The sequence below is a fragment of the Cupriavidus sp. KK10 genome (assembly GCF_018223725.1).
GTDB classification, from domain to species: Bacteria; Pseudomonadota; Gammaproteobacteria; order Burkholderiales; family Burkholderiaceae; genus Cupriavidus; species Cupriavidus necator.
On sequence record NZ_CP073677.1, the window covers coordinates 1,018,546 to 1,036,311 of the forward strand.

15 protein-coding genes and 1 riboswitch are annotated in these 17,766 nt (G+C 66.1%); of the genes, 5 read left to right on the forward strand and 10 right to left on the reverse strand.

The window, feature by feature from the left end; all coding sequences use genetic code 11:
- Window positions 1–118: 118 nt before the first annotated feature.
- Window positions 119–889 (reverse strand): GntR family transcriptional regulator, encoded by a 771-nt coding sequence (locus tag KB879_RS05005; protein WP_013955977.1) that lies wholly within the window; start codon window positions 887–889, stop codon window positions 119–121.
- A 297-nt stretch (window positions 890–1,186) separates the two neighbouring features.
- On the opposite strand from KB879_RS05005, the gene uraH reads away from it, so the two are divergent.
- A complete protein-coding gene (uraH, locus tag KB879_RS05010; protein WP_010809171.1) occupies window positions 1,187–1,540 on the forward strand; it encodes a hydroxyisourate hydrolase in 354 nt (117 codons plus the stop codon).
- Window positions 1,541–1,571: 31 nt separating this feature from the next.
- On the forward strand, window positions 1,572–2,783 hold the full coding sequence (locus KB879_RS05015) for a urate hydroxylase PuuD (protein WP_211980858.1): 1,212 nt from the start codon (window positions 1,572–1,574) through the stop codon (window positions 2,781–2,783).
- Between the two features lie 162 nt (window positions 2,784–2,945).
- Here the strand turns inward: KB879_RS05015 and KB879_RS05020 are convergent, their stop codons facing one another.
- From KB879_RS05020 to xdhA, 7 genes are all read right to left on the reverse strand, one after another.
- Entirely contained in the window at window positions 2,946–3,521 is a 576-nt protein-coding gene (locus tag KB879_RS05020; RefSeq protein WP_035819898.1) for a TMEM165/GDT1 family protein, read from the reverse strand.
- Window positions 3,522–3,586: 65 nt separating this feature from the next.
- A riboswitch (yybP-ykoY riboswitch) is annotated at window positions 3,587–3,796 on the reverse strand.
- A 49-nt stretch (window positions 3,797–3,845) separates the two neighbouring features.
- Complete coding sequence (locus KB879_RS05025; RefSeq protein ID WP_211980859.1) at window positions 3,846–5,021, reverse strand: fatty acid desaturase; 1,176 nt, start codon at window positions 5,019–5,021, stop codon at window positions 3,846–3,848.
- A 185-nt stretch (window positions 5,022–5,206) separates the two neighbouring features.
- Complete coding sequence (gene guaD, locus KB879_RS05030; RefSeq protein ID WP_153955085.1) at window positions 5,207–6,529, reverse strand: guanine deaminase; 1,323 nt, start codon at window positions 6,527–6,529, stop codon at window positions 5,207–5,209.
- Window positions 6,530–6,605: 76 nt separating this feature from the next.
- Window positions 6,606–7,661: an adenosine deaminase gene (locus KB879_RS05035; protein ID WP_013955983.1), complete on the reverse strand. Its 1,056-nt coding sequence runs from the start codon at window positions 7,659–7,661 to the stop codon at window positions 6,606–6,608.
- A 55-nt stretch (window positions 7,662–7,716) separates the two neighbouring features.
- A complete protein-coding gene (gene xdhC, locus KB879_RS05040; RefSeq protein ID WP_153955108.1) occupies window positions 7,717–8,706 on the reverse strand; it encodes a xanthine dehydrogenase accessory protein XdhC in 990 nt (329 codons plus the stop codon).
- Between the two features lie 181 nt (window positions 8,707–8,887).
- Complete coding sequence (xdhB, locus tag KB879_RS05045; protein WP_211980860.1) at window positions 8,888–11,236, reverse strand: xanthine dehydrogenase molybdopterin binding subunit; 2,349 nt, start codon at window positions 11,234–11,236, stop codon at window positions 8,888–8,890.
- A 25-nt stretch (window positions 11,237–11,261) separates the two neighbouring features.
- Window positions 11,262–12,764, reverse strand: a complete 1,503-nt coding sequence (xdhA, locus tag KB879_RS05050) for a xanthine dehydrogenase small subunit (protein WP_211980861.1) — start codon at window positions 12,762–12,764, stop codon at window positions 11,262–11,264.
- Window positions 12,765–12,996: 232 nt separating this feature from the next.
- Between xdhA and KB879_RS05055 the strand changes: the two genes are divergently transcribed.
- A complete protein-coding gene (locus tag KB879_RS05055; protein WP_010809162.1) occupies window positions 12,997–13,944 on the forward strand; it encodes a LysR substrate-binding domain-containing protein in 948 nt (315 codons plus the stop codon).
- Between the two features lie 26 nt (window positions 13,945–13,970).
- Here the strand turns inward: KB879_RS05055 and KB879_RS05060 are convergent, their stop codons facing one another.
- Entirely contained in the window at window positions 13,971–15,020 is a 1,050-nt protein-coding gene (locus KB879_RS05060) for an RNA-guided endonuclease TnpB family protein (RefSeq protein WP_211982126.1), read from the reverse strand.
- Window positions 15,021–15,109: 89 nt separating this feature from the next.
- On the opposite strand from KB879_RS05060, the gene KB879_RS05065 reads away from it, so the two are divergent.
- Complete coding sequence (locus KB879_RS05065) at window positions 15,110–15,631, forward strand: GrpB family protein (RefSeq protein WP_211980862.1); 522 nt, start codon at window positions 15,110–15,112, stop codon at window positions 15,629–15,631.
- A 5-nt stretch (window positions 15,632–15,636) separates the two neighbouring features.
- Here the strand turns inward: KB879_RS05065 and KB879_RS05070 are convergent, their stop codons facing one another.
- Window positions 15,637–16,470: a substrate-binding domain-containing protein gene (locus KB879_RS05070; protein ID WP_211980863.1), complete on the reverse strand. Its 834-nt coding sequence runs from the start codon at window positions 16,468–16,470 to the stop codon at window positions 15,637–15,639.
- 145 nt (window positions 16,471–16,615) lie between these two features.
- Between KB879_RS05070 and KB879_RS05075 the strand changes: the two genes are divergently transcribed.
- Window positions 16,616–17,713, forward strand: a complete 1,098-nt coding sequence (locus KB879_RS05075) for a substrate-binding domain-containing protein (RefSeq protein WP_211980864.1) — start codon at window positions 16,616–16,618, stop codon at window positions 17,711–17,713.
- Window positions 17,714–17,766 lie beyond the last annotated feature (53 nt).

The following is a 17,766-nucleotide window of genomic DNA, read 5'->3' on the forward strand; positions in this document are numbered from 1 at the left end:
CCCGGAAGGTCTCCGGACCGTTATCTGCCGGTCGTGTCAGCACTCTCGTCGGTGAGCCGGGTGCTGTTTGCCGACCGGGTCTGGCCTTGTATTTGGGGGCAGCGGCGGGAACACCGTGCTAGGTGGAGCGGCCTAGCACGCTGCGAAGATCAAAGTTGCCCGGCTCGTCCGGCTGCACGCGGTCGGCGCAGGCGCCAAGGTGGTGCGCCATGCGCGACTGGGCCAGCGCGGCATTGCCCTGTTCGAGTGCGTCGAGGATCTCTTCGTGTTCATCGAACGAGCAGGCGTTGTTGCCCGGGGCTTCCACGCTGGCGATCATCAGCGTGGTGCGCGACACCAGCCGGCGCATCATGTTGACGAGCAGCGCGTTGCCCGACAGTTCCGCCAGGGCCGTATGGAACTCGGCGGACAGGCGGATCCATTTGGGCCGGTCATGCGTGAGGAAGGCCTGGCGCTCGCTGGCCACCATCTGGCGCAGCGGCGCGATCACGGTCTTGACGTCGGGCATGCCGGCAAGCTTTTCCAGCACCGCGCGTTCCAGCATCTGGCGCAGCTCGAACATGTCGTGCGCTTCGTCGGTGGAGGGGCTGGCGATAAAGGCGCCGCGGTTGGGTTCGAGATCGACCATGCCGTCGGCGGCCAGGTGCGACAGCACCTTGCGCACCGTGTGTCGCGCGGTGGCATAGATCTCGCAAAGGGAATGCTCGGTCAGCTTGGTGCGCGGCGGCAGCCGGTGCTCCATGATCGCGTCGTAGATCTCGTGATACATGCGCTCTTCGACCGAGCCCTTGCGTGCGGGCTTGGCGGGCTTGCCCGCCTGGATTTCGGTCGGCTCGGCGTCGGCCTTGGTTTCGGCGTTGGCGGCAATCAGCTTCAGGCTCTTGGACATCGTGGCACCAGCAGTCAGGCGGGGCACCGCAAATCCTGGACATCAGGCAGCGGTGATCCAAAAATTGTTGACAATTATTTGGTTGCTGCTTCAATATTGTCAACAAAACCGACTCAGGTTTTCGACAACTCAGGGAAATCCCTGAATTGCCAACCGGGTAGTGCAGGCGCATTGTCGCCACGCACCACCCAGCGCCGGGATGCGTTACCAGACGTACCGAGCGGGCACCATTCCCACAAATGGTGCTAGTGAAGGCAGCGGCGCCCCTCACAACCCAATCGCCTAAGGAAAAACACGATGGGACGCTTGACCACACACGTACTCGACACCGCTGCCGGCACGCCCGGCAAGGGCATGTCGGTTACGCTTCATAAGATTGTCGACAATCGTCGCGAAACCCTGAAGACAGTCGTGACCAACCACGACGGCCGTTGCGACCAGCCGCTACTGGAAGGCGCGGACTTCGCCGTTGGCGTGTATGAGCTGGAATTCGCTGCGGGCGACTACTTCCGCGCGCAAGGCACGCAGCTGCCCGAGCCGGCTTTCCTGGACGTGGTGCCCCTGCGCTTCGGTATTGCCGATGTCAACGCGCACTACCACGTGCCCCTCCTGGTTTCGCCCTGGTCGTACTCGACCTACCGCGGCAGCTGAAGCGGTGGCATAGGGAAACAGGAGACAAGACATGGAAGGCTACATTCTCGACTGGGCCAATCTGCTGCTGCGCTGGGTGCACGTCATCACGGCGATCGCGTGGATCGGCTCCTCGTTTTATTTCGTCTGGCTTGACAACAGCCTGACCCGTCCCACCGATCCTGACCTGCAGGAGAAGGGTGTCGGCGGCGAGCTGTGGGCCGTGCACGGCGGCGGTTTCTACAACCCGCAGAAATACCTGACCGCGCCCAAGACGCTGCCTGAGAACCTGCACTGGTTCTACTGGGAGTCGTATTCCACCTGGATGACCGGCTTCGGCCTGCTGGTGGTGCTGTACCTGTTCAACGCCAGCACGTTCCTGATCGACAAGAACGTCTACGACATGTCGCCTGGCGCGGCGGTCGGCCTGGCGCTGTCCTACCTGGCCGCGGGCTGGGTGGTCTATGACGTGATCTGCCGCGTGTTCGGCAAGAGCGACAAGACCGTGGGCGTGCTGGTGGCGATCTACGTGGCCGTGGCTGCCTACGTGGCGTGCCACCTGTTCTCGGGCCGTGCGGCGTTCCTGCTGACCGGTGCGATGATCGCCACCATCATGAGCGCCAACGTGCTGGTATGGATCATCCCGGGCCAGCGCAAGGTGGTTGCCGCGCTGCGCGCAGGCCAGCCGGTCGATCCGGTCCATGGCAAGAACGCCAAGCAGCGCAGCGTGCACAACACGTACTTCACGCTGCCGGTGCTGTTCGCGATGCTGTCGAACCACTACAGCATGACCTACAGCTACAAGTACAACTGGGCCGCGCTGATCCTGATCATGCTGGCCGGTGTGCTGATCCGCCAGTTCTTCATCCTCAAGCACAAGGGCAAGATCAACGTGGCCTGGCCCGCAGCCGGCGTTGCCGTGCTGGCCGTGGTCGCCGTGCTGATCGCGCCGCAACCGCGCCCGGCCGTGGCCAAGGCAGAAGGCGGTGACGCCGCCGTTGCCACCGTCAGCTTTGCCAAGGTGCAGGAAGTGCTGAACGCGCGCTGCGTGCAGTGCCACGCCGCGCAGCCGAAGTTGATGCCGACCGCAGCCAAGGGCATCAAGCTCGACACCGCGGAAGACATCAAGGCCCACGCCCAGCTGATCTACCAGCAGGCCGTGCAGCAGAAGGCGATGCCGCTGGGCAACGTGACGCAGATCACCGACGACGAACGCGCCCTGCTGGGCCAGTGGTTCGAAGGCGGTGCCAAGACCACTAACTAAGGGTGGCTTGATCTGAAAAGCATCAGGGCCGGCGCGTGCAGCCGGCTCGCGAAATCCGAGCATCGGTGATCGACGGTCCGGAGGGTTGTGCAGTTGGCAACCGTCAGTACCGGACCGGCGAGGGTTTGAACGGGGCCTTGCGCCCCGTTTTTTTTCGACGACTTATCCGCCGATATTTAGCAACGCCAACACCCCCAGCACCAGGAAAATCCCTGCCGCGATCTTGTGCACCAGCGCGATCGGCATCTTGTTGGCAAACTTGTCACCAAGCAGGACCGCCGGCGCATTGGCGACCATCATGCCGAAGGTGGTGCCGGCCACCACGGCAATCACCGCATCGCTGAAGCGCGCGGCCAGCGCCACGGTGGCGATCTGGGTCTTGTCGCCCATCTCGGCAAAGAAGAACGCCACGATGGTGGTGCCGAGGATGCCGAGGGCGCCCTTGACCGGCTTGGCCTGTTCGGCGTCGTCGAGCTTGTCGGGGATCAGCATCCATCCCGCCATCGCGATAAAGCCCAGGCCCAGGATCCAGCGCAGCAGGCTTTCGCCCAGCACATGCGTGATCCAGCCGCCGAGCGCGCCGGCAAAGCCATGGTTGAACAGCGTGGCGATCAGGATGCCAAGGATGATGGGAACGGGCTTGCGGTAGCGCGCGGCCAGCACCAGCGACAGCAATTGCGTCTTGTCGCCCATTTCAGCGAGGGCGACGATGCCTGTGGAGACGAGGAAGGCTTCCATATTGGTCTTGTGGGGTAACCGGGCCGCAATGCATCGCGAGATGCCAATGACGCACACCTTTCCCGGCCCGGCCAGAAAGGTATGGTCATCGGTCTCGCCAGGCTGGACGCTGCCGGGTCCGTATCAGTACACGGCCGGGCGGGTCCGGAGCTGCGCACGCCATAACCGCAAGCGGTCAAGTCTGTTGACGTGCGCCCCTGTCCCCCGGAATCCGCATTGCGCGGCGCGGTAAGAGCAGGGCGGCTACTCCCCAATGGAAGCGCCAATTATAACGGCAGCGGGGGGCAGGCGTCCACCTGCCCCCCCGCCACATGGCCTGTATCCTCAGGCGGGTACAGGCGCGTTGTCGCTGGTCTGGCGGCCGCGGAAATCGGTCCAGCACAGGGCCTTGAAGTCATAGAGTTTGCAGCGGCGCGCGGTGTCGAAATACCAGCGCCAGGAGAAGTTCTCGATGATGATGCGGCCTGGCAGCGCATGCTCCAGCAGCGCCTGGGCGCGCTTGAGGCGGTACAGCGGCACGCTCATGTCGACGTGGTGCGCGGTGTGTTCCATGATGTGGTGCAGCGCGGCGCCGATGCCGTGGCGGAAGCGCAGGTGCACGGTGGTCGAAACAAAGGGCTGCGCCTTGGCCCACATGGCCTTGGTGTCATACCAGGCCACGCTGGTATGGGTGTGGTGCACGTACAGCACGAAGCCGACGGTGACGTTCCAGACCAGGAAGGGCAGCACGAAGCCGGCACCGATGAGCATCCAGACGGACTGGTCCGTGGCCAGTGCCAGGCCAGCCAGCGCGCCGATCCAGGCCAGCCCGAAGGCGGCTACCAGCACACAGTCGCCGGTGAAGATCGGGCGGCGCGTGGCCATCTGGCGCTTGCTCGGGAAGAACATCTTGCACCACCAGATTTCCACCAGGTAGTACAGGCCCGGGCCGAAGCCGGTGCGGTAGATGCGCTCCATCACGCGGCGCCAGCGCGGCAGCGCGTTGAATTCTTCCAGCGAGTAGGGCGCCCAGACGAAGTCGAAGCCCTTCAGGTTGGTGTAGCCGTGGTGCACCACGTTGTGGCCGACTTCCCACAGGCTGTAGGGCGTCAGCGAGGGCAGGAAGGTGAGCCGGCCCAGCCACTTGTTCAGGCCGCGGCGCGGGGTCAGGCTCTGGTGGCAGGCATCGTGGCCGATGATAAACAGGCGCGCGATGATCAGCCCGGCCAGCACGCCCAGCGCCAGCTTGGCGGCCCAGTGCTGCGCCAGCACCACGCCGGCCAGCACGGCGCCGAACAGCAGGTAGTCGAAGGCGAACAGCAGCAGTGCGCGCGGGGTACTGCGCTGGCCCAGCGGGATCAGCCAGCCGCGGATGATCTTGCGCGAGGGCAGCGGGGCGTCCGGTGCGATCGGCGCCGGAAGCGGGGCGTGGTTGGGCGCACCCTTGCGCGCGGCATAGGGCACGTCATGCGGGCCATGGGCGCGCTCAGGGGCGTGAGCGGCGGATTGGGATGCGGTCATGCAGAACCTTCTGATTGCGGTCGGATGGGTATGGGCGCACGGCACGCAGAACGGCCGCGGCGGAACCGCAAGGTTAGAAGGCTTTGTCGGAGACGGTCTTGACGCTCGTCAAGCCGGAGGCGGGGGCGAAGCGGTAAAAGCGCGCCCGCCGCATGGCGGCGGGCGGCTGCTGGCCAGGTGACGGATCAGGCGGCCGGCACGTGGGCGGCCTCGCCCATCACATAGACGCTGTCGATGAGGCGGTCGTCGCCCAGCATGGCAAAGGCGAACAGCTCCTCTTCCAGCGTTTCCGAGCGGTTGCTGCGGCGGGCGATCAGCGGCGTGGCCTTGGGGTCCAGCACGATGAAGTCGGCCTCGCAGCCAACGCCAAAGCTGCCGACGCGGTCGGTCCAGCCCAGCGCCTCGGCCGCGGCGCGCGTGGCCAGGTAGAACATGCGCAGGGCGGTCAGGTAGTAGCCGCCCATGCGCGCCACCTTGTGCGCGGCGTTCATGGTGCGGAACATCGAGAACGAAGTGCCGCCGCCGACGTCGGTGGCCAGCGTCACATTCAGGCGGTTGGCGTCGGACTGGTGGAAGTCATAGAAGCCGCTGCCCAGGAACAGGTTGGAGGTGGGGCAATGCGCCACCGCGGCACCGCTGTCGGCCAGGCGCCGGCGGTCGTCCTGGTCCAGGTAGATGGCGTGGCCGTACATCGCGCCCGGGCGCAGCAGGCCGTAGCGGTCGTACACGTCCAGGTAGCTGCGCGCGTCCGGGAACAGCTCGGCGACCCATTTGACCTCGTCGCGGTTCTCGGCCACGTGGGTCTGGATAAAGGCGTCCGGGTAGGCGCGCGCCAGCTCGCCGCAGGCGGCCAGCTGCGCCTCGGTCGAGGTCGGGGCAAAGCGCGGCGTGATGGCGTAGGCCAGGCGTCCCTTGTTATGCCAGCGCGACAGCAGGTCGGCGGAGTCCCGGGCTCCGGTCTCGGCCGTATCGCGCAGGAATTCCGGGCAGTTGCGGTCCATCATCACCTTGCCCGTGACCATGCGCAGGTTGCGCGCCTCGCTTTCGGCAAAGAGGGCCTCGGCCGAGGCCTTGTGCACCGTGCTCCAGACCACCGCGCTGGTGGTGCCGTTGCGCAGCAGTTCCTCGGTGAAGAAGCCGGCCACGCCGCGCGCGTAGTCGGGGTCGGCAAAGCGGCGCTCTTCGGGGAAGGTGTAGGTGTCGAGCCAGTGCAGCAGGCCCGGCGACGGCGACGCGATCATGTCAGTCTGCGGGTAGTGCACGTGGGTGTCGATAAAGCCGGGCACGATCAGCTTGCCGCGGTGGTCGACGATCTCGGCGTCGGCCGGAATGCGCGCAGCCAGCTGCGTGTAGTCGCCTGCGGCGGCGATGCGCCCGTTGGTGACGATCAGCACCCCGTCGTCCCAATACTGATACGCATCCTCATGGAATTGCGGATCGCGCAGGAAATGCAGCACGCGGCCGCGAATGGCACGGGTGAGGGAGTCAGTCTTGGGGTTGGTCGTCATGGTTTGTCTCTTGTGGCCGGCCCGCGCGGAACGGCATGGTTCAAGCAGCGGGCCGGGCTATTGGCATGCGCCGCGCTCAGGCCGCTGGGGCCGTTGCGGGCGGGGACTTGGGCGGGCTCGACCAGAATTGGTCGACTTCCGCCAGGAATTCGGCCTTCTGCATGGCAGGCAGGAAGGCCGCTTCAAAGCTGTTGCGGGCAAGCTTGTGGGCATCGGCCGCGTCCAGCGGCAGCGCGTCGAAGGTGGCTTCCCAGTTGGCGTTCATATAGCCGCCGAAGTAGGCCGGATCGTCCGAATGCAGCGTGATCACCACGCCGGCATCGAGCATGCGCTTGAGCGGGTGGTCGCGCAGGTCCGGGTAGACCTTGAGCTTGACGTTGGACAGCGGGCACACGGTCAGCGCCACGCGCTCGCGCGCCAGGCGTTCCACCAGCGCCGGATCGTCGATGGCGCGCACGCCGTGGTCGATGCGCTGCACCTTGAGGATGTCGAGGGCGTCGGTGACGTATTGCGCCGGACCTTCCTCGCCCGCGTGGGCCACCAGGTGCAGGCCCAGCTCGCGCGCCTTGGCGAATACGCGCGCGAACTTCTCGGGCGGATTGCCTTGCTCGGACGAATCCAGGCCCACGCCGACAAAGCGGTCGCGGTAGGGCAGCGCCGCTTCCAGCGTGGCGAAGGCGTCTTCCTCCGGCAGATGGCGCAGGAAGCACAGGATCAGGCTGCTGGAGAAGTCATATTCGGTGCGCGCCTGGGCCAGGGCATCGGCGATGCCGTCGATCACCACGCCGATGGGAACGCCGCGCGCGGTATGGGTCTGCGGATCGAAGAAGATCTCGGCGTGGCGGACGTTGTCGGCGACGGCGCGCTTGACGTAGTCCATGGTCATGTCGAAGAAATCTTCCTCGGTCAGCAGCACGCTGGCGCCGGCGTAGTAGATGTCCAGGAACGACTGCAGGTCGGTAAAGGCGTAGGCGGCGCGCAGCGCCTCGACGCTGGGGTAGGGCAGCGCCACCTGGTTGCGCTGCGCCAGCCGGAAGATCAGTTCCGGTTCAAGCGTGCCTTCGATATGCACATGCAGTTCGGCCTTGGGAGTGCGGCGGATCTGTTCCGCGAGCGCGGCATCGATGGTCATGGGGGCCTCGTTTCTGGGCATTTCTGTGCCTGCCGGCGGGGCCGGCGGCACGGGTTCAGGGATGCACCGCCTCCGGGCGGCCCAGACGCAGCGCGGCAAGGCGCTGTTCGCGGACCTGGAGCAGCTGGGCGACGATGGCTACCGCAATCATAGCCGGAGCCTTGTCGGTAATCCCGGGAACCCCCATGGGGCATGTCATTTCCGCAAACCGGGCCGGGTCGATGCCGTGCTCGGCCATGCGGTGTTCAAAGCGCGCGCGCTTGGTCTTGGAACCGATCAGCCCGAAGTAGGCGAAGTCGGTGCGCTTGAGGATTTCCTCGCACAGGGTCTGGTCCAGCGCGTGGCTGTGCGTCATGACCAGGAAGTAGCTGCCCGCGGGCGCCTGCGCCACTACCGCCTCGGGCGTGTCGCTGGCCTCGGCCTCGACATTGTCGGGCAGCCCGCCGGGGAAGAGCGTGTCGCGCTCGTCGACCCAGTGCACGCGGCACGGCAGCGTGGCCAGCACCTTGACCAGCGCATGACCGACATGGCCGGCGCCGAACAGCACCACGTGCATGGTGTCGGGCACCAGCGTATCGGTCCAGCTGCCGTCGGCGTGCAGCGTTACGCCGGGGATCATGGCATGGCTGTCGCCATGGGTGATCGCGCCGCTGGCCGGCACCTGCCGTTGCAGTGCCTTGCCGGCAGTGAAGTTGCGTTGGACCGCGTCAAGCCAGTGCAGGTCGGCTTTGCCAAGGACCTCGAACGCCAGCTGCACCACGCCGCCGCAGCACTGGCCCAGCGCCGGCCCGAGCGGAATGCGCTCGATCCGGCGTTGTTCACCGCGCACCAGCATCTCGCGCCCGATATCCATGCCGCGCCACTCCAGGTGGCCGCCGCCGATGGTGCCGACCAGGTCGTCGGCGCTGACCAGCATGCGGATGCCGGCCTCGCGCGGGGCCGAGCCCTTGACCTCGACGATGGTGACCATTGCCACCGGCACGCCGGCGCGCACCATGCGGGCGGCGTCGGCGAAGCGGAAGGGTTTGAGCGGTGCGTCCTGCATGTCGGGGGCCTTGTCGGTATTGCCTGGTTGCTGCTTGATGCTGTGGTGCTGCCTGCGCCATGTCATCGCAAGGGTGGCGCGCGCCTGCTTCTTCCACCGGCCCCTTGCCCGTCAATGCGGGCAAGGGGGGAAAGTCCGGGGGCGCCAGCAGGCGCGCGCTTCCTGCGATCGTTCAGCCAGCTCAGGCTGGCTGTGCCGCGGCTTCGCGCACGGCGTCGACGGCATCCAGGATCGCCTCGCTGGTGGCCGGGGCCTTCAGCGGCGGGTTGATGCGGTAGTCGCCAACGGCAGCCACGGCGTCGCGGATCGCGAAGAACACCGAGAACGGCAGCAGCAGCGGCGGCTCGCCCACGGCCTTGGAGCGGTGGATGCTGTCCTCGACGTTGCGGTTCTGGAACAGGCGCACGTTGAATTCCTCCGGGCAGTCGTTGACCGTCGGGATCTTGTACGTGGACGGGGCGTACGTCATCAGCTTGCCGTCCTTGTTCCACCACAGTTCCTCGGTGGTCAGCCAGCCCATTCCCTGGATAAAGGCGCCTTCGACCTGGCCGATGTCGATCGCCGGGTTCAGCGAGCGGCCGGCGTCGTGCAGCGCGTCGGCGCGCAGCAGCTTCCATTCGCCGGTGAGCGTGTCGACCAGCACCTCGGAGCACGCGGCACCGTAGGCGAAGTAGTAGAACGGGCGGCCTTGCAGCTTGCTCTGGTCCCAGTGCAGCTTGGGCGTGGTGTAGAAGCCGTCGGACCACAGCTGCACGCGCGCCACGTAGGCTTCGCGCGCCAGCTCGCCGAACGCCAGGCGCAGCTCGCCGGCGCTGACCAGGTCATCGTTGAAGCGCACCTCGGACGGCTCCACGCCGGCCTTGCGCGCGGCAAACACGGCCAGGCGCTCGCGGATCTGGCGGGCGGCGTCCTGCGCGGCCTTGCCGTTCAGGTCGGCACCGGTGGAAGCTGCGGTGGCCGAGGTATTGGCCACCTTGCTGGTATCGGTCGCGGTCACGCGCACGCGTTCCATGCGGATGCCCAGCTCATGCGCCACCACCATCGCCACCTTGGTGTTCAGGCCCTGGCCCATCTCGGTGCCGCCGTGGTTCACCAGCACCGAGCCGTCGTTGTAGACGTGCACCAGCGCGCCGGCCTGGTTGAAGTGGGCCACGTTGAACGAGATGCCGAACTTCACCGGGGTGATGGCGATGCCCTTCTTCAGTACCGGGCTGGTGGCGTTGAAGGCGCGCGTGGCTTCGCGGCGGGAGCGGTATTCGCTGCTGGCCACCAGTTCGTCGATCAGCTCGTGGATGACGTTGTCTTCAACGGTCTGGCCGTAGGGCGTGACGTTGTTCTCGGTCTTGCCGTAGAAATTGGCGCGGCGCACGTCGAGCGAATCCTTGCCGACCGTGCGGGCGACATTGTCCAGGATGTACTCGACCGCGAACGCGCCCTGCGGGCCGCCGAAGCCGCGGAAGGCGGTGTTGCTCTGCGTGTTGGTCTTGCCGCAGTAGCCGTCGATCTGCACGTTCGGCAGCCAGTAGGCATTGTCGAAGTGGCAGATGGCGCGGGTCATCACTGGGCCCGACAGGTCGGCCGAGAAGCCGGCGCGCGACACCATTTCGACCTTCACGCCCTCGATGTGGCCTTCGTCGTCGTGGCCCACGGTGTAGTCGAACACGAAGTCATGGCGCTTGCCGGTGATCATCATGTCGTCGTCTCGATCCGGGCGCAGCTTGACCGGGCACATCAGCTTCCAGGCGGCCAGCGCGGCGCAGCAGGCGAACAGCGCCGACTGCGACTCCTTGCCGCCGAAGCCGCCGCCCATGCGGCGGCATTCGACCAGCACCTGGTGCGCTTGCCAGCCGAGCATATGGCACACCGCGTGCTGCATCTCGGTCGGGTGCTGGGTCGAGCACCACACTTGCATGCCGTCGTTCTCGCGCGGTGCGGCGTACGAGATCTGGCCTTCCAGGTAGAACTGCTCCTGGCCGCCCAGGTGGATCTTGCCGCTGTCCTGGTGGGCCGCGCCGGCGATGCGCGCGGCGGGCTCGCCGCGCGTCAGGTGCATCGGCGGCAGCACATAGCTGCCGGCCTCGTGCGCCGCTTGCGGCGACAGCACCGGGGGCAGGTCTTCGTAGTCGATCGCGCCCAGGCGGGCTGCGCGGCGGGCGGCGTCATGCGAGGTCGCCACCACGATAAATATCGGCTGGCCGATGAACTGGACCACGTCGCGCGCCAGGATCGGGTCGTCGTGGATGATCGGGCCGCAGTCGTTGGTGCCCGGGATGTCGTCCACCGTCAGCACGTCGACCACGCCAGGCGCGGCGCGCACCTTGTCGAGCGAGACCGACTTGATGCGGGCGTGCGCGCGGGTGCTCATGCCGAGCGCGGCGTGCAGCGTGCCGGCCAGCTCGGGGATGTCATCCGTGTAGGTGGCGGTGCCGGCCACGTGCAGGTGGGCGGATTCATGCGGACGCGAGATGCCGACCTGCGGGACCTGTTCGGCGGTGGCGTCGAGCAGGAAGGGTTCGGTTTGCTTGTTCATGCCGATGCTTTCCTTTTTCTCTGGCTCAGGCCGTGGCGGTTTCAGTGGCGCCGGCGCCGATGGCGCGGACGTTGACGGCTGCCGCGGGTAGCGCTTCGGCGCGGGTCTCCAGCCAGAAGCGGTACAGCAGGTTGGCGGCACCGCGGCTGCGGTACGACGCGGTCGCGCGCATGTCGGACAGCGGCGTGTAGTCCTGCGCCAGCGCGGCCATGCCGGCGCGGGCGGTGGCTTCATTCCACGGCTGGCCGGTCAGGGCCGCCTCAGTGGCGGCGGCGCGCTTGGGCGTGGCGGCCATGCCGCCGAAGGCGATGCGGGCCTGCGTGACAATGCCGTCCTGCACGGTGATGCCGAATGCGGCACACACGGCGGAAATATCCTCATCAAAGCGTTTGGACAGCTTGTAGGTGCGGAAGTGCTGCGGGCCGGCCACCGGCACGCGCAGCGCGGCGACGAATTCGCCCGGCTGCATCGAGGTCTTCTGGTAGGCCAGGTACAGGTCTTCCAGCGGCAGCGTGCGGCGCGTTTCGCCGTGCTGCAGCACCACTTCCGTGCCCAGCGCGATCAGCGCCGGCATCGAATCGCCGATCGGCGAACCGTTGGCGATATTGCCGCCCAGCGTGCCGGCATTGCGGATCGGTAGCGAGGCAAAGCGCTTCCACATCTCTTCCAGCTCGGGGTGCGCGGTGTTGAGTGCGGCGTAGGCCTTTTCCAGCGTCACGGCGGCGCCAATCTCGACCATGCCGTCGCGCTCCTCAATGTGGTTCAGGTCTTCCACCTGGCCCACGTAGAGCAGGTTGCCCAGCTCGCGGAACTGCTTGGTCACCCACAGGCCCACGTCGGTGCTGCCGGCCAGGATACGGATATCGGGCTGTGCCGCCTTGATCGCGCCGAACTCGGCCGCGGTGCGCGGGGCAAAGAATTCCTGGCCCTGGGCGCGGTATCGGAAGGTCTCGCCGCGCTTGAGGTTGCGCAGGGTGTCGGCGATCTGCTTCGGGTTGAGCTTGTCCGCGGTGGGGGCGGGCAGGGCCATCATGCGCTCGCCGGCGTCGATGATCGGGCGATAGCCGGTGCAGCGGCACAGGTTGCCGGTCAGCGCGTCACAGATGGTCTGGCGCGGGGGCGCTTCGCCGCCCGGGGTGTGCTGCTGGTACAGGGCCCACAGCGACATCACGAAGCCGGGGGTGCAGAAGCCGCACTGCGAGCCGTGGCACTCGACCATGGCTTCCTGCACCGGGTGCAGGTTGCCGTCGGCCTGGCGCAGGTCTTCGACCGTGATCAGGGCCTTGCCGTCGAGCGTGGGCAGGAACTGGATGCAGGCGTTGACTGCCTTGAATTCGACATCGCCGCCGTCCTGCAGCTCGCCGACCACGACGGTGCAGGCGCCGCAGTCGCCTTCGGCGCAGCCTTCCTTGGTGCCGGTGCAGCGCGCGTCTTCACGCAGGTACTGCAGCACGGTGCGGGTAATGGGGGCGTCGGATACTTCCGTGACCTGGCCGCGGTGGAAAAAGCGGATGGTTTGCGTCTCCATGGTCTTCTCTCTTTTGGTGATGGCGGAAACATAGCACCCTGGGCTTTCATGCAATATTCGGCCCAGGTGATATGCCCCATCAGCGCGCGGCCCCGATTGGTGCCCCGCCGCACCGGCGGGCGCCCCCCTAGAGGAGGTGATTTGACCGTTTGTGGGGCGCCTGTCATACACTATGCGCCGTTCCCATCCCCCACGCCACCCATCCGGCCCCCGCCGGAGGGCCGCCATCGCCATGCACGGACGCGACCATCTCGATACTTATTTGCTGCGGGTGCTTCACACCCTGCTGACCGAGCAGAGCGTGACCCGCACGGCCGTGCGTTTAGGCCAGTCCCAGCCCGCCATCAGCAATACCCTGAAGCGCCTGCGGGAGATCACCGGCGATGCCATTTTGGTGCGGGGCAAAAACGGCATGGTGCCGACCGAGCGCGGCCGCGAACTGCTGGCGCTGGCCGAGCAGAGCCTGGCGGCGATGGACCGCATCGCGCGCCCGCCGCAGCAGTTCGACCCGGCCACCACTACACGCACCTTCCACCTGGGCGCGCCGGACTACCTGGATGCCTTCTTCCTGCCCAATATCGTCGAGCGCGTGCGCCGGCTGGCGCCGGGCGCCAAGCTGTTCGTGCATCCGATGACGTCGTCGTCGGACTTCCTGGACGACCTGGAGCAGGGGCAGCTGGATATCGTGGTCGGCAACTGGCTGTCGCCGCCGGAGCACCTGCATATCTCGCCGCTCTTCGACGACGAGGTGGTGTGCATGCTGGGCGCGCAGCATCCGCTGGCGCGCAAGGGGCTAACGCTCAAGCATTACCTGGAGATGCCGCACCTGGCCCCGGCGCCCTATGCGTCGATGCAGCGCAGCATGATCGACCAGGCGCTGGCCGAGCAGGGCTATAAGCGCAATATCCAGGTCACGCTGCCGTATTTCGGCTTGGTGCCGTATGTGCTGATGAAGACCGATATGGTCTTTACCACCGGCCGGCAGTTTGCCGCGCACTACGCGCAGTACCTGCCGATCCGCATGGTGCCGTCGCCGGTGTCGTTCCCGCGCATGCGCTTCTACCAGCTGTGGCATGAGCGCTGCCACGCGGCGCCGGATGTGATGTGGATCCGGCGGATGATCGCCGAGGTGGCGGCGGATCTGCCGCAGCTGCCACGGCTGGAGGCAGAGGCAGGGTGAGGCAACGCCTTTGACATCTCCCCTCCCTAAAGGGAGGAGATTCCCTCTGCAGGCGATCGATGTCCCGATCGGGCAAGGATATTTAACGCAGCGTTCACATCGCGATCATGTACGGCACCGCATTCACTGCATACCCACTGCCTTATTCCGAGGTCTGCGATACCTTTCGGCCTCCCCGGCGGCATCGCGTCGCACGAAGAACAAACCTGGGTGGTGAAACGTTCGTCGACTTCCTCATACCACGCGCCATGCGCAATCGCCTTGTACGCGAGCATTGTGCGGAAGGTCGACCAGCCCGCATCGAGGACGGACTTCGCCATGCTGGTTTTGGCGAGGCCGGCGGCGTTCACATGCCCCACCGCGATGTAGTCAAAGTCCCGCACGATGCGATGCGAGAGCTTGTGCAGGAAGTCACGCCTTGCGTTGGTGATGCGGGCGTGAAGGTTCGTCGCCTGTCGCCGCTTGCGCGCACGCTGCGCTTTGGCCAGCGCTTGCTCGAGTCGGCCAAGGTGGCGCGGATTCTCGACCTTCTCGCCGGTGGACAGCGTGGCAATGTCCTTCAAGCCCAGATCGATGCCGACGCCGCGTTCCGGGCAGCGGGCCTGGGTGTCGGCAACTTCAATCACGATGTTCAGGAACCAGTTGCCTCGCGCATCGCAGGAGAAATTTGTGCCGTCCTTGATCTTGCCTTCGGGAAAGGGGCGGGAGCTGAACACGCGAAACGTGTTGCCGGCAAAGCGGAATGCGTCGCCCGAGCGCTTGAGATCCCGGCCCTTGAGCGGCACCCAGCCAAGCGACTTGCGGCCGCGATAGCGCAGGTACGGCCGGCGGTGCTGGCTACGCGACTTGGCGTACTGCTCGCAAACCGCGTTGACGGTGCCGGAATGGATGCGCAGTTCCTTGCTGCTGCCGGTGGTCAACACGTTCAGATCGAAACCCGTGGGCCATTTCTTGCCCCACTTGAGTGCGTGCTTCTGCGTGTCGTTGCAGAAGTTCCAGACGTAGTTCACCGCGCGGCTCTGCTGATTGAGCAGGCCGTTCAGCGACTTCACCCGGTAGCGATAGACCAGAAGCATGCCGGTCATTCTAATATGGGATTGCTTGCTGCCGGCAGCACTCCTTTCACTCCCCGCCCTGAAGGGCGAGGTTTCTCGGAGCAAGTCTGATGAAGGATGGCACCACGGAGCGACTGGAACTCGCCTCCCCTGAACATGCAGTGGGGGCGGCGGAGCGCATGTTCCAGACGCTCCGGGCCGAGCTTGCCGCGATTCTGCCGTCCGATGCTGTCATTGAGCACGTGGGTGCTACGGCGGTCAGCGGATGCCTGACGAAAGGGGACCTCGACATTTCTGTCCAGGTAAGCCCGGAGGCATTTGCGGCAGCGGATCGGGCGTTGTCCAGGGTATTCGAGCGAAACCTGGGGTCGGTATGCACAGACCGCTTTTCCGCCTTCAAACGCGATCACATCCAGCCGCCGATCGGAGTCCAGTTAGTGGTGCGAGGTGCCCCGCTGGATGTATTCGTCCGATTCCGGGACCGTCTGCGGGAGGACCCGAAGCTGACCGAGCGATACAACGCCCTCAAGCGCTCTCATGAAGGCGCGGAAATGAATACGTATCGAGCTGCGAAATCAGCGTTCATTGCCTCGGTATTGGGCCTGCCTGGCGACGAGCCCGGCGCGGAATAGGCGTCTCACTTCGCCTTGTAGTCCGGGAAGAACAACTGTTCTCCCTCCACCTTGTACCCGGCAATCGCGTCCTGCCCTTCCTTTGACGTGATCCACTCCACCAGCTTCATCGCATCCGTATGGTTGATGCCCGGATGCCTGGCGGGGTTGACCGCGATGATCCCGTACGGGTTGAACATCTTCGGGTCGCCTTCGATGGCGATAGCCAGACCGGTCTTGGCGCGATACGCGCCGTAGGTGGCTCGGTCCGACAGCGTATAGGCCGGCATCTGCGCGGCCATGGTCAGCACCTCGCCCATACCCAGGCCGGCGTTGACGTACCACGGCTGCCCCTTGGGCTCGATGCCGAGCTGCTTCCAGTAGTCCTTCTCCATCACGTCGGTGCCGGAATTGTCGCCGCGCGAGATGAACTTGCTGCCGCTGCCGGCGAGCTTGCGAAACCCCGCCAGCACGTCCTTGCCGCCTTTGACACCTGCCGGGTCGCTGGCCGGGCCGACCACGATGAAGTCGTTGTACATCACGTCGCGGCGGTTCACGCCGTAGCCGGCCGCGACAAAAGCGTCTTCCATCTTGCGCGCGTGCACCAGCAGCACGTCGACGTCGCCCATCTCGCCCATCTTCATGGCCTTGCCCGAGCCGACCGCGATCACCTTGACGCTGACGCCTGCCTTTTGCTCGAAGCGCGGCAGCAGGTACTTCAGCAGGCCCGAGTTCTCGGTGCTGGTGGTGGTGGCCAGCTTCAGTTCCCCGCCATGGGCCGCCGACAGCAGGCCTACGCAGGCAATCGCGACGAGATGGCGCACAGGGCGGCGCAGACGTTGGGCAAGGCGAGGCGACATGCAGTGGGCTCCTTTGTATTATGTTCTGTTGGACATAATTGCTTTTGCCTTTGGATCTCATGGAGAATGCGGCAAAAGAACATAAAAATGGGGTATTCATTGTGGTCCAGCCGAGATCGACAAGTAAATATGCTGCGGAGGACATATGACCTTCCGCTTTGATCTGTTTCCCGTGATCGCGCCTGACGACAATCCGCGCGCCAACGGGAAGGTCTTCCAGTTGCTCAAGGCCGTGCGCGAGACCGGCTCGCTGCACCGCGCGGCGCGCGAGATCGGCCTGTCGTACCGGCACGCCTGGGGCGTGATGCGGACCTGGGAGGAAATGCTCGGGCGCAGCATGCTCGATATGGAGCGCGGCCGCGGCGCCTCGCTGACGCGCTTTGGCGAACGCCTGCTGCGCGCCGAACTGCGCCTGCGCGAATCGGTCGAGCCGGTGGTGCAGAAGGCCATGGCGGATTTCATTGCCGAGCTGGACGATGCCCAGCAGCCGCAGTCGCAAGTGCATTTCACCGGCAGCCATGACCCCGCGGTGGAGGTGCTGGCCGCCGCGCTGGGCGAGGCAAGAACTTCGCTGCAGCTCGATACGGTGTTTTGCGGCAGCGTGGAGGGGCTGATCTGCCTGCAGGAGCGGCAGTCGGAATTGGCCGGCTTCTATGTCTCGCCGGTGCAGACCGCGGGCTCGGTCGCGCATGTGACGCTGCGCAAGTGGCTGCGGCCGGCCGCGGTGCGGCTGCTGCGGCTGGCCTGGCGCGAGCAGGGCCTGATCCTGGCGCCGGAGGTGGCGCGCGAGGTGCATGACCTGCGCGACCTGGCGCGCACCCAGGCGCGCTTCGTCAACCGGCAGCGCAGTTCGGGCACGCGCATGCTGTTCGACCAGCTGCTGGCCGCGCAGGGCCTGTACCCGGACCAGATCGCCGGCTACGACGAGACCGAGTTCAGCAACGAGAAGGTGGCCGAGGCCGTGCACGGCGGCCGCGCTCAGGTGGGCTTCGGGCTGCGCATGAATGCCGAGGCCCACGGGCTCGCCTTCGTGCCGCTGACGCGCGAGGCCTACTATCTGGCGCTGCGCAAGAACGACCAGACCGCCGGCTGGATGGCAGCGCTGCTGGCGCTGCTGGCCGACCCGGCCTTTGCCCGACGCATCGAGGCGCTGCCCGGCTACACCATGGCCGAGCCGGCCGGCATCCTGACGCCGCAGGAGGCGTTGCCGTGGTTCGGGCCGGACGGCAAGGAAGACAACTGAGGGCGAGCCAGGCGGCATGACGCCGACGGGCGCGCGGCTGCGCGGCCCGGTCC

Bases quoted from the DNA above. Each gene is read 5' to 3' on its own strand.
- xdhA (WP_211980861.1), bottom strand. From the start codon at position 12,764: ATGGAGACGCAAACCATCCGCTTTTTCCACCGCGGCCAGGTCACGGAA.
- guaD (WP_153955085.1), bottom strand. From the start codon at position 6,529: ATGACGACCAACCCCAAGACTGACTCCCTCACCCGTGCCATTCGCGGC.
- KB879_RS05060 (WP_211982126.1), bottom strand. From the start codon at position 15,020: ATGCTTCTGGTCTATCGCTACCGGGTGAAGTCGCTGAACGGCCTGCTC.
- KB879_RS05055 (WP_010809162.1), top strand. From the start codon at position 12,997: ATGCACGGACGCGACCATCTCGATACTTATTTGCTGCGGGTGCTTCAC.
- xdhC (WP_153955108.1), bottom strand. From the start codon at position 8,706: ATGCAGGACGCACCGCTCAAACCCTTCCGCTTCGCCGACGCCGCCCGC.
- KB879_RS05005 (WP_013955977.1), bottom strand. From the start codon at position 889: ATGTCCAAGAGCCTGAAGCTGATTGCCGCCAACGCCGAAACCAAGGCC.
- KB879_RS05025 (WP_211980859.1), bottom strand. From the start codon at position 5,021: ATGACCGCATCCCAATCCGCCGCTCACGCCCCTGAGCGCGCCCATGGC.
- uraH (WP_010809171.1), top strand. From the start codon at position 1,187: ATGGGACGCTTGACCACACACGTACTCGACACCGCTGCCGGCACGCCC.
- KB879_RS05065 (WP_211980862.1), top strand. From the start codon at position 15,110: ATGAAGGATGGCACCACGGAGCGACTGGAACTCGCCTCCCCTGAACAT.
- KB879_RS05020 (WP_035819898.1), bottom strand. From the start codon at position 3,521: ATGGAAGCCTTCCTCGTCTCCACAGGCATCGTCGCCCTCGCTGAAATG.
- xdhB (WP_211980860.1), bottom strand. From the start codon at position 11,236: ATGAACAAGCAAACCGAACCCTTCCTGCTCGACGCCACCGCCGAACAG.
- KB879_RS05075 (WP_211980864.1), top strand. From the start codon at position 16,616: ATGACCTTCCGCTTTGATCTGTTTCCCGTGATCGCGCCTGACGACAAT.
- KB879_RS05015 (WP_211980858.1), top strand. From the start codon at position 1,572: ATGGAAGGCTACATTCTCGACTGGGCCAATCTGCTGCTGCGCTGGGTG.
- KB879_RS05035 (WP_013955983.1), bottom strand. From the start codon at position 7,661: ATGACCATCGATGCCGCGCTCGCGGAACAGATCCGCCGCACTCCCAAG.
- KB879_RS05070 (WP_211980863.1), bottom strand. From the start codon at position 16,470: ATGTCGCCTCGCCTTGCCCAACGTCTGCGCCGCCCTGTGCGCCATCTC.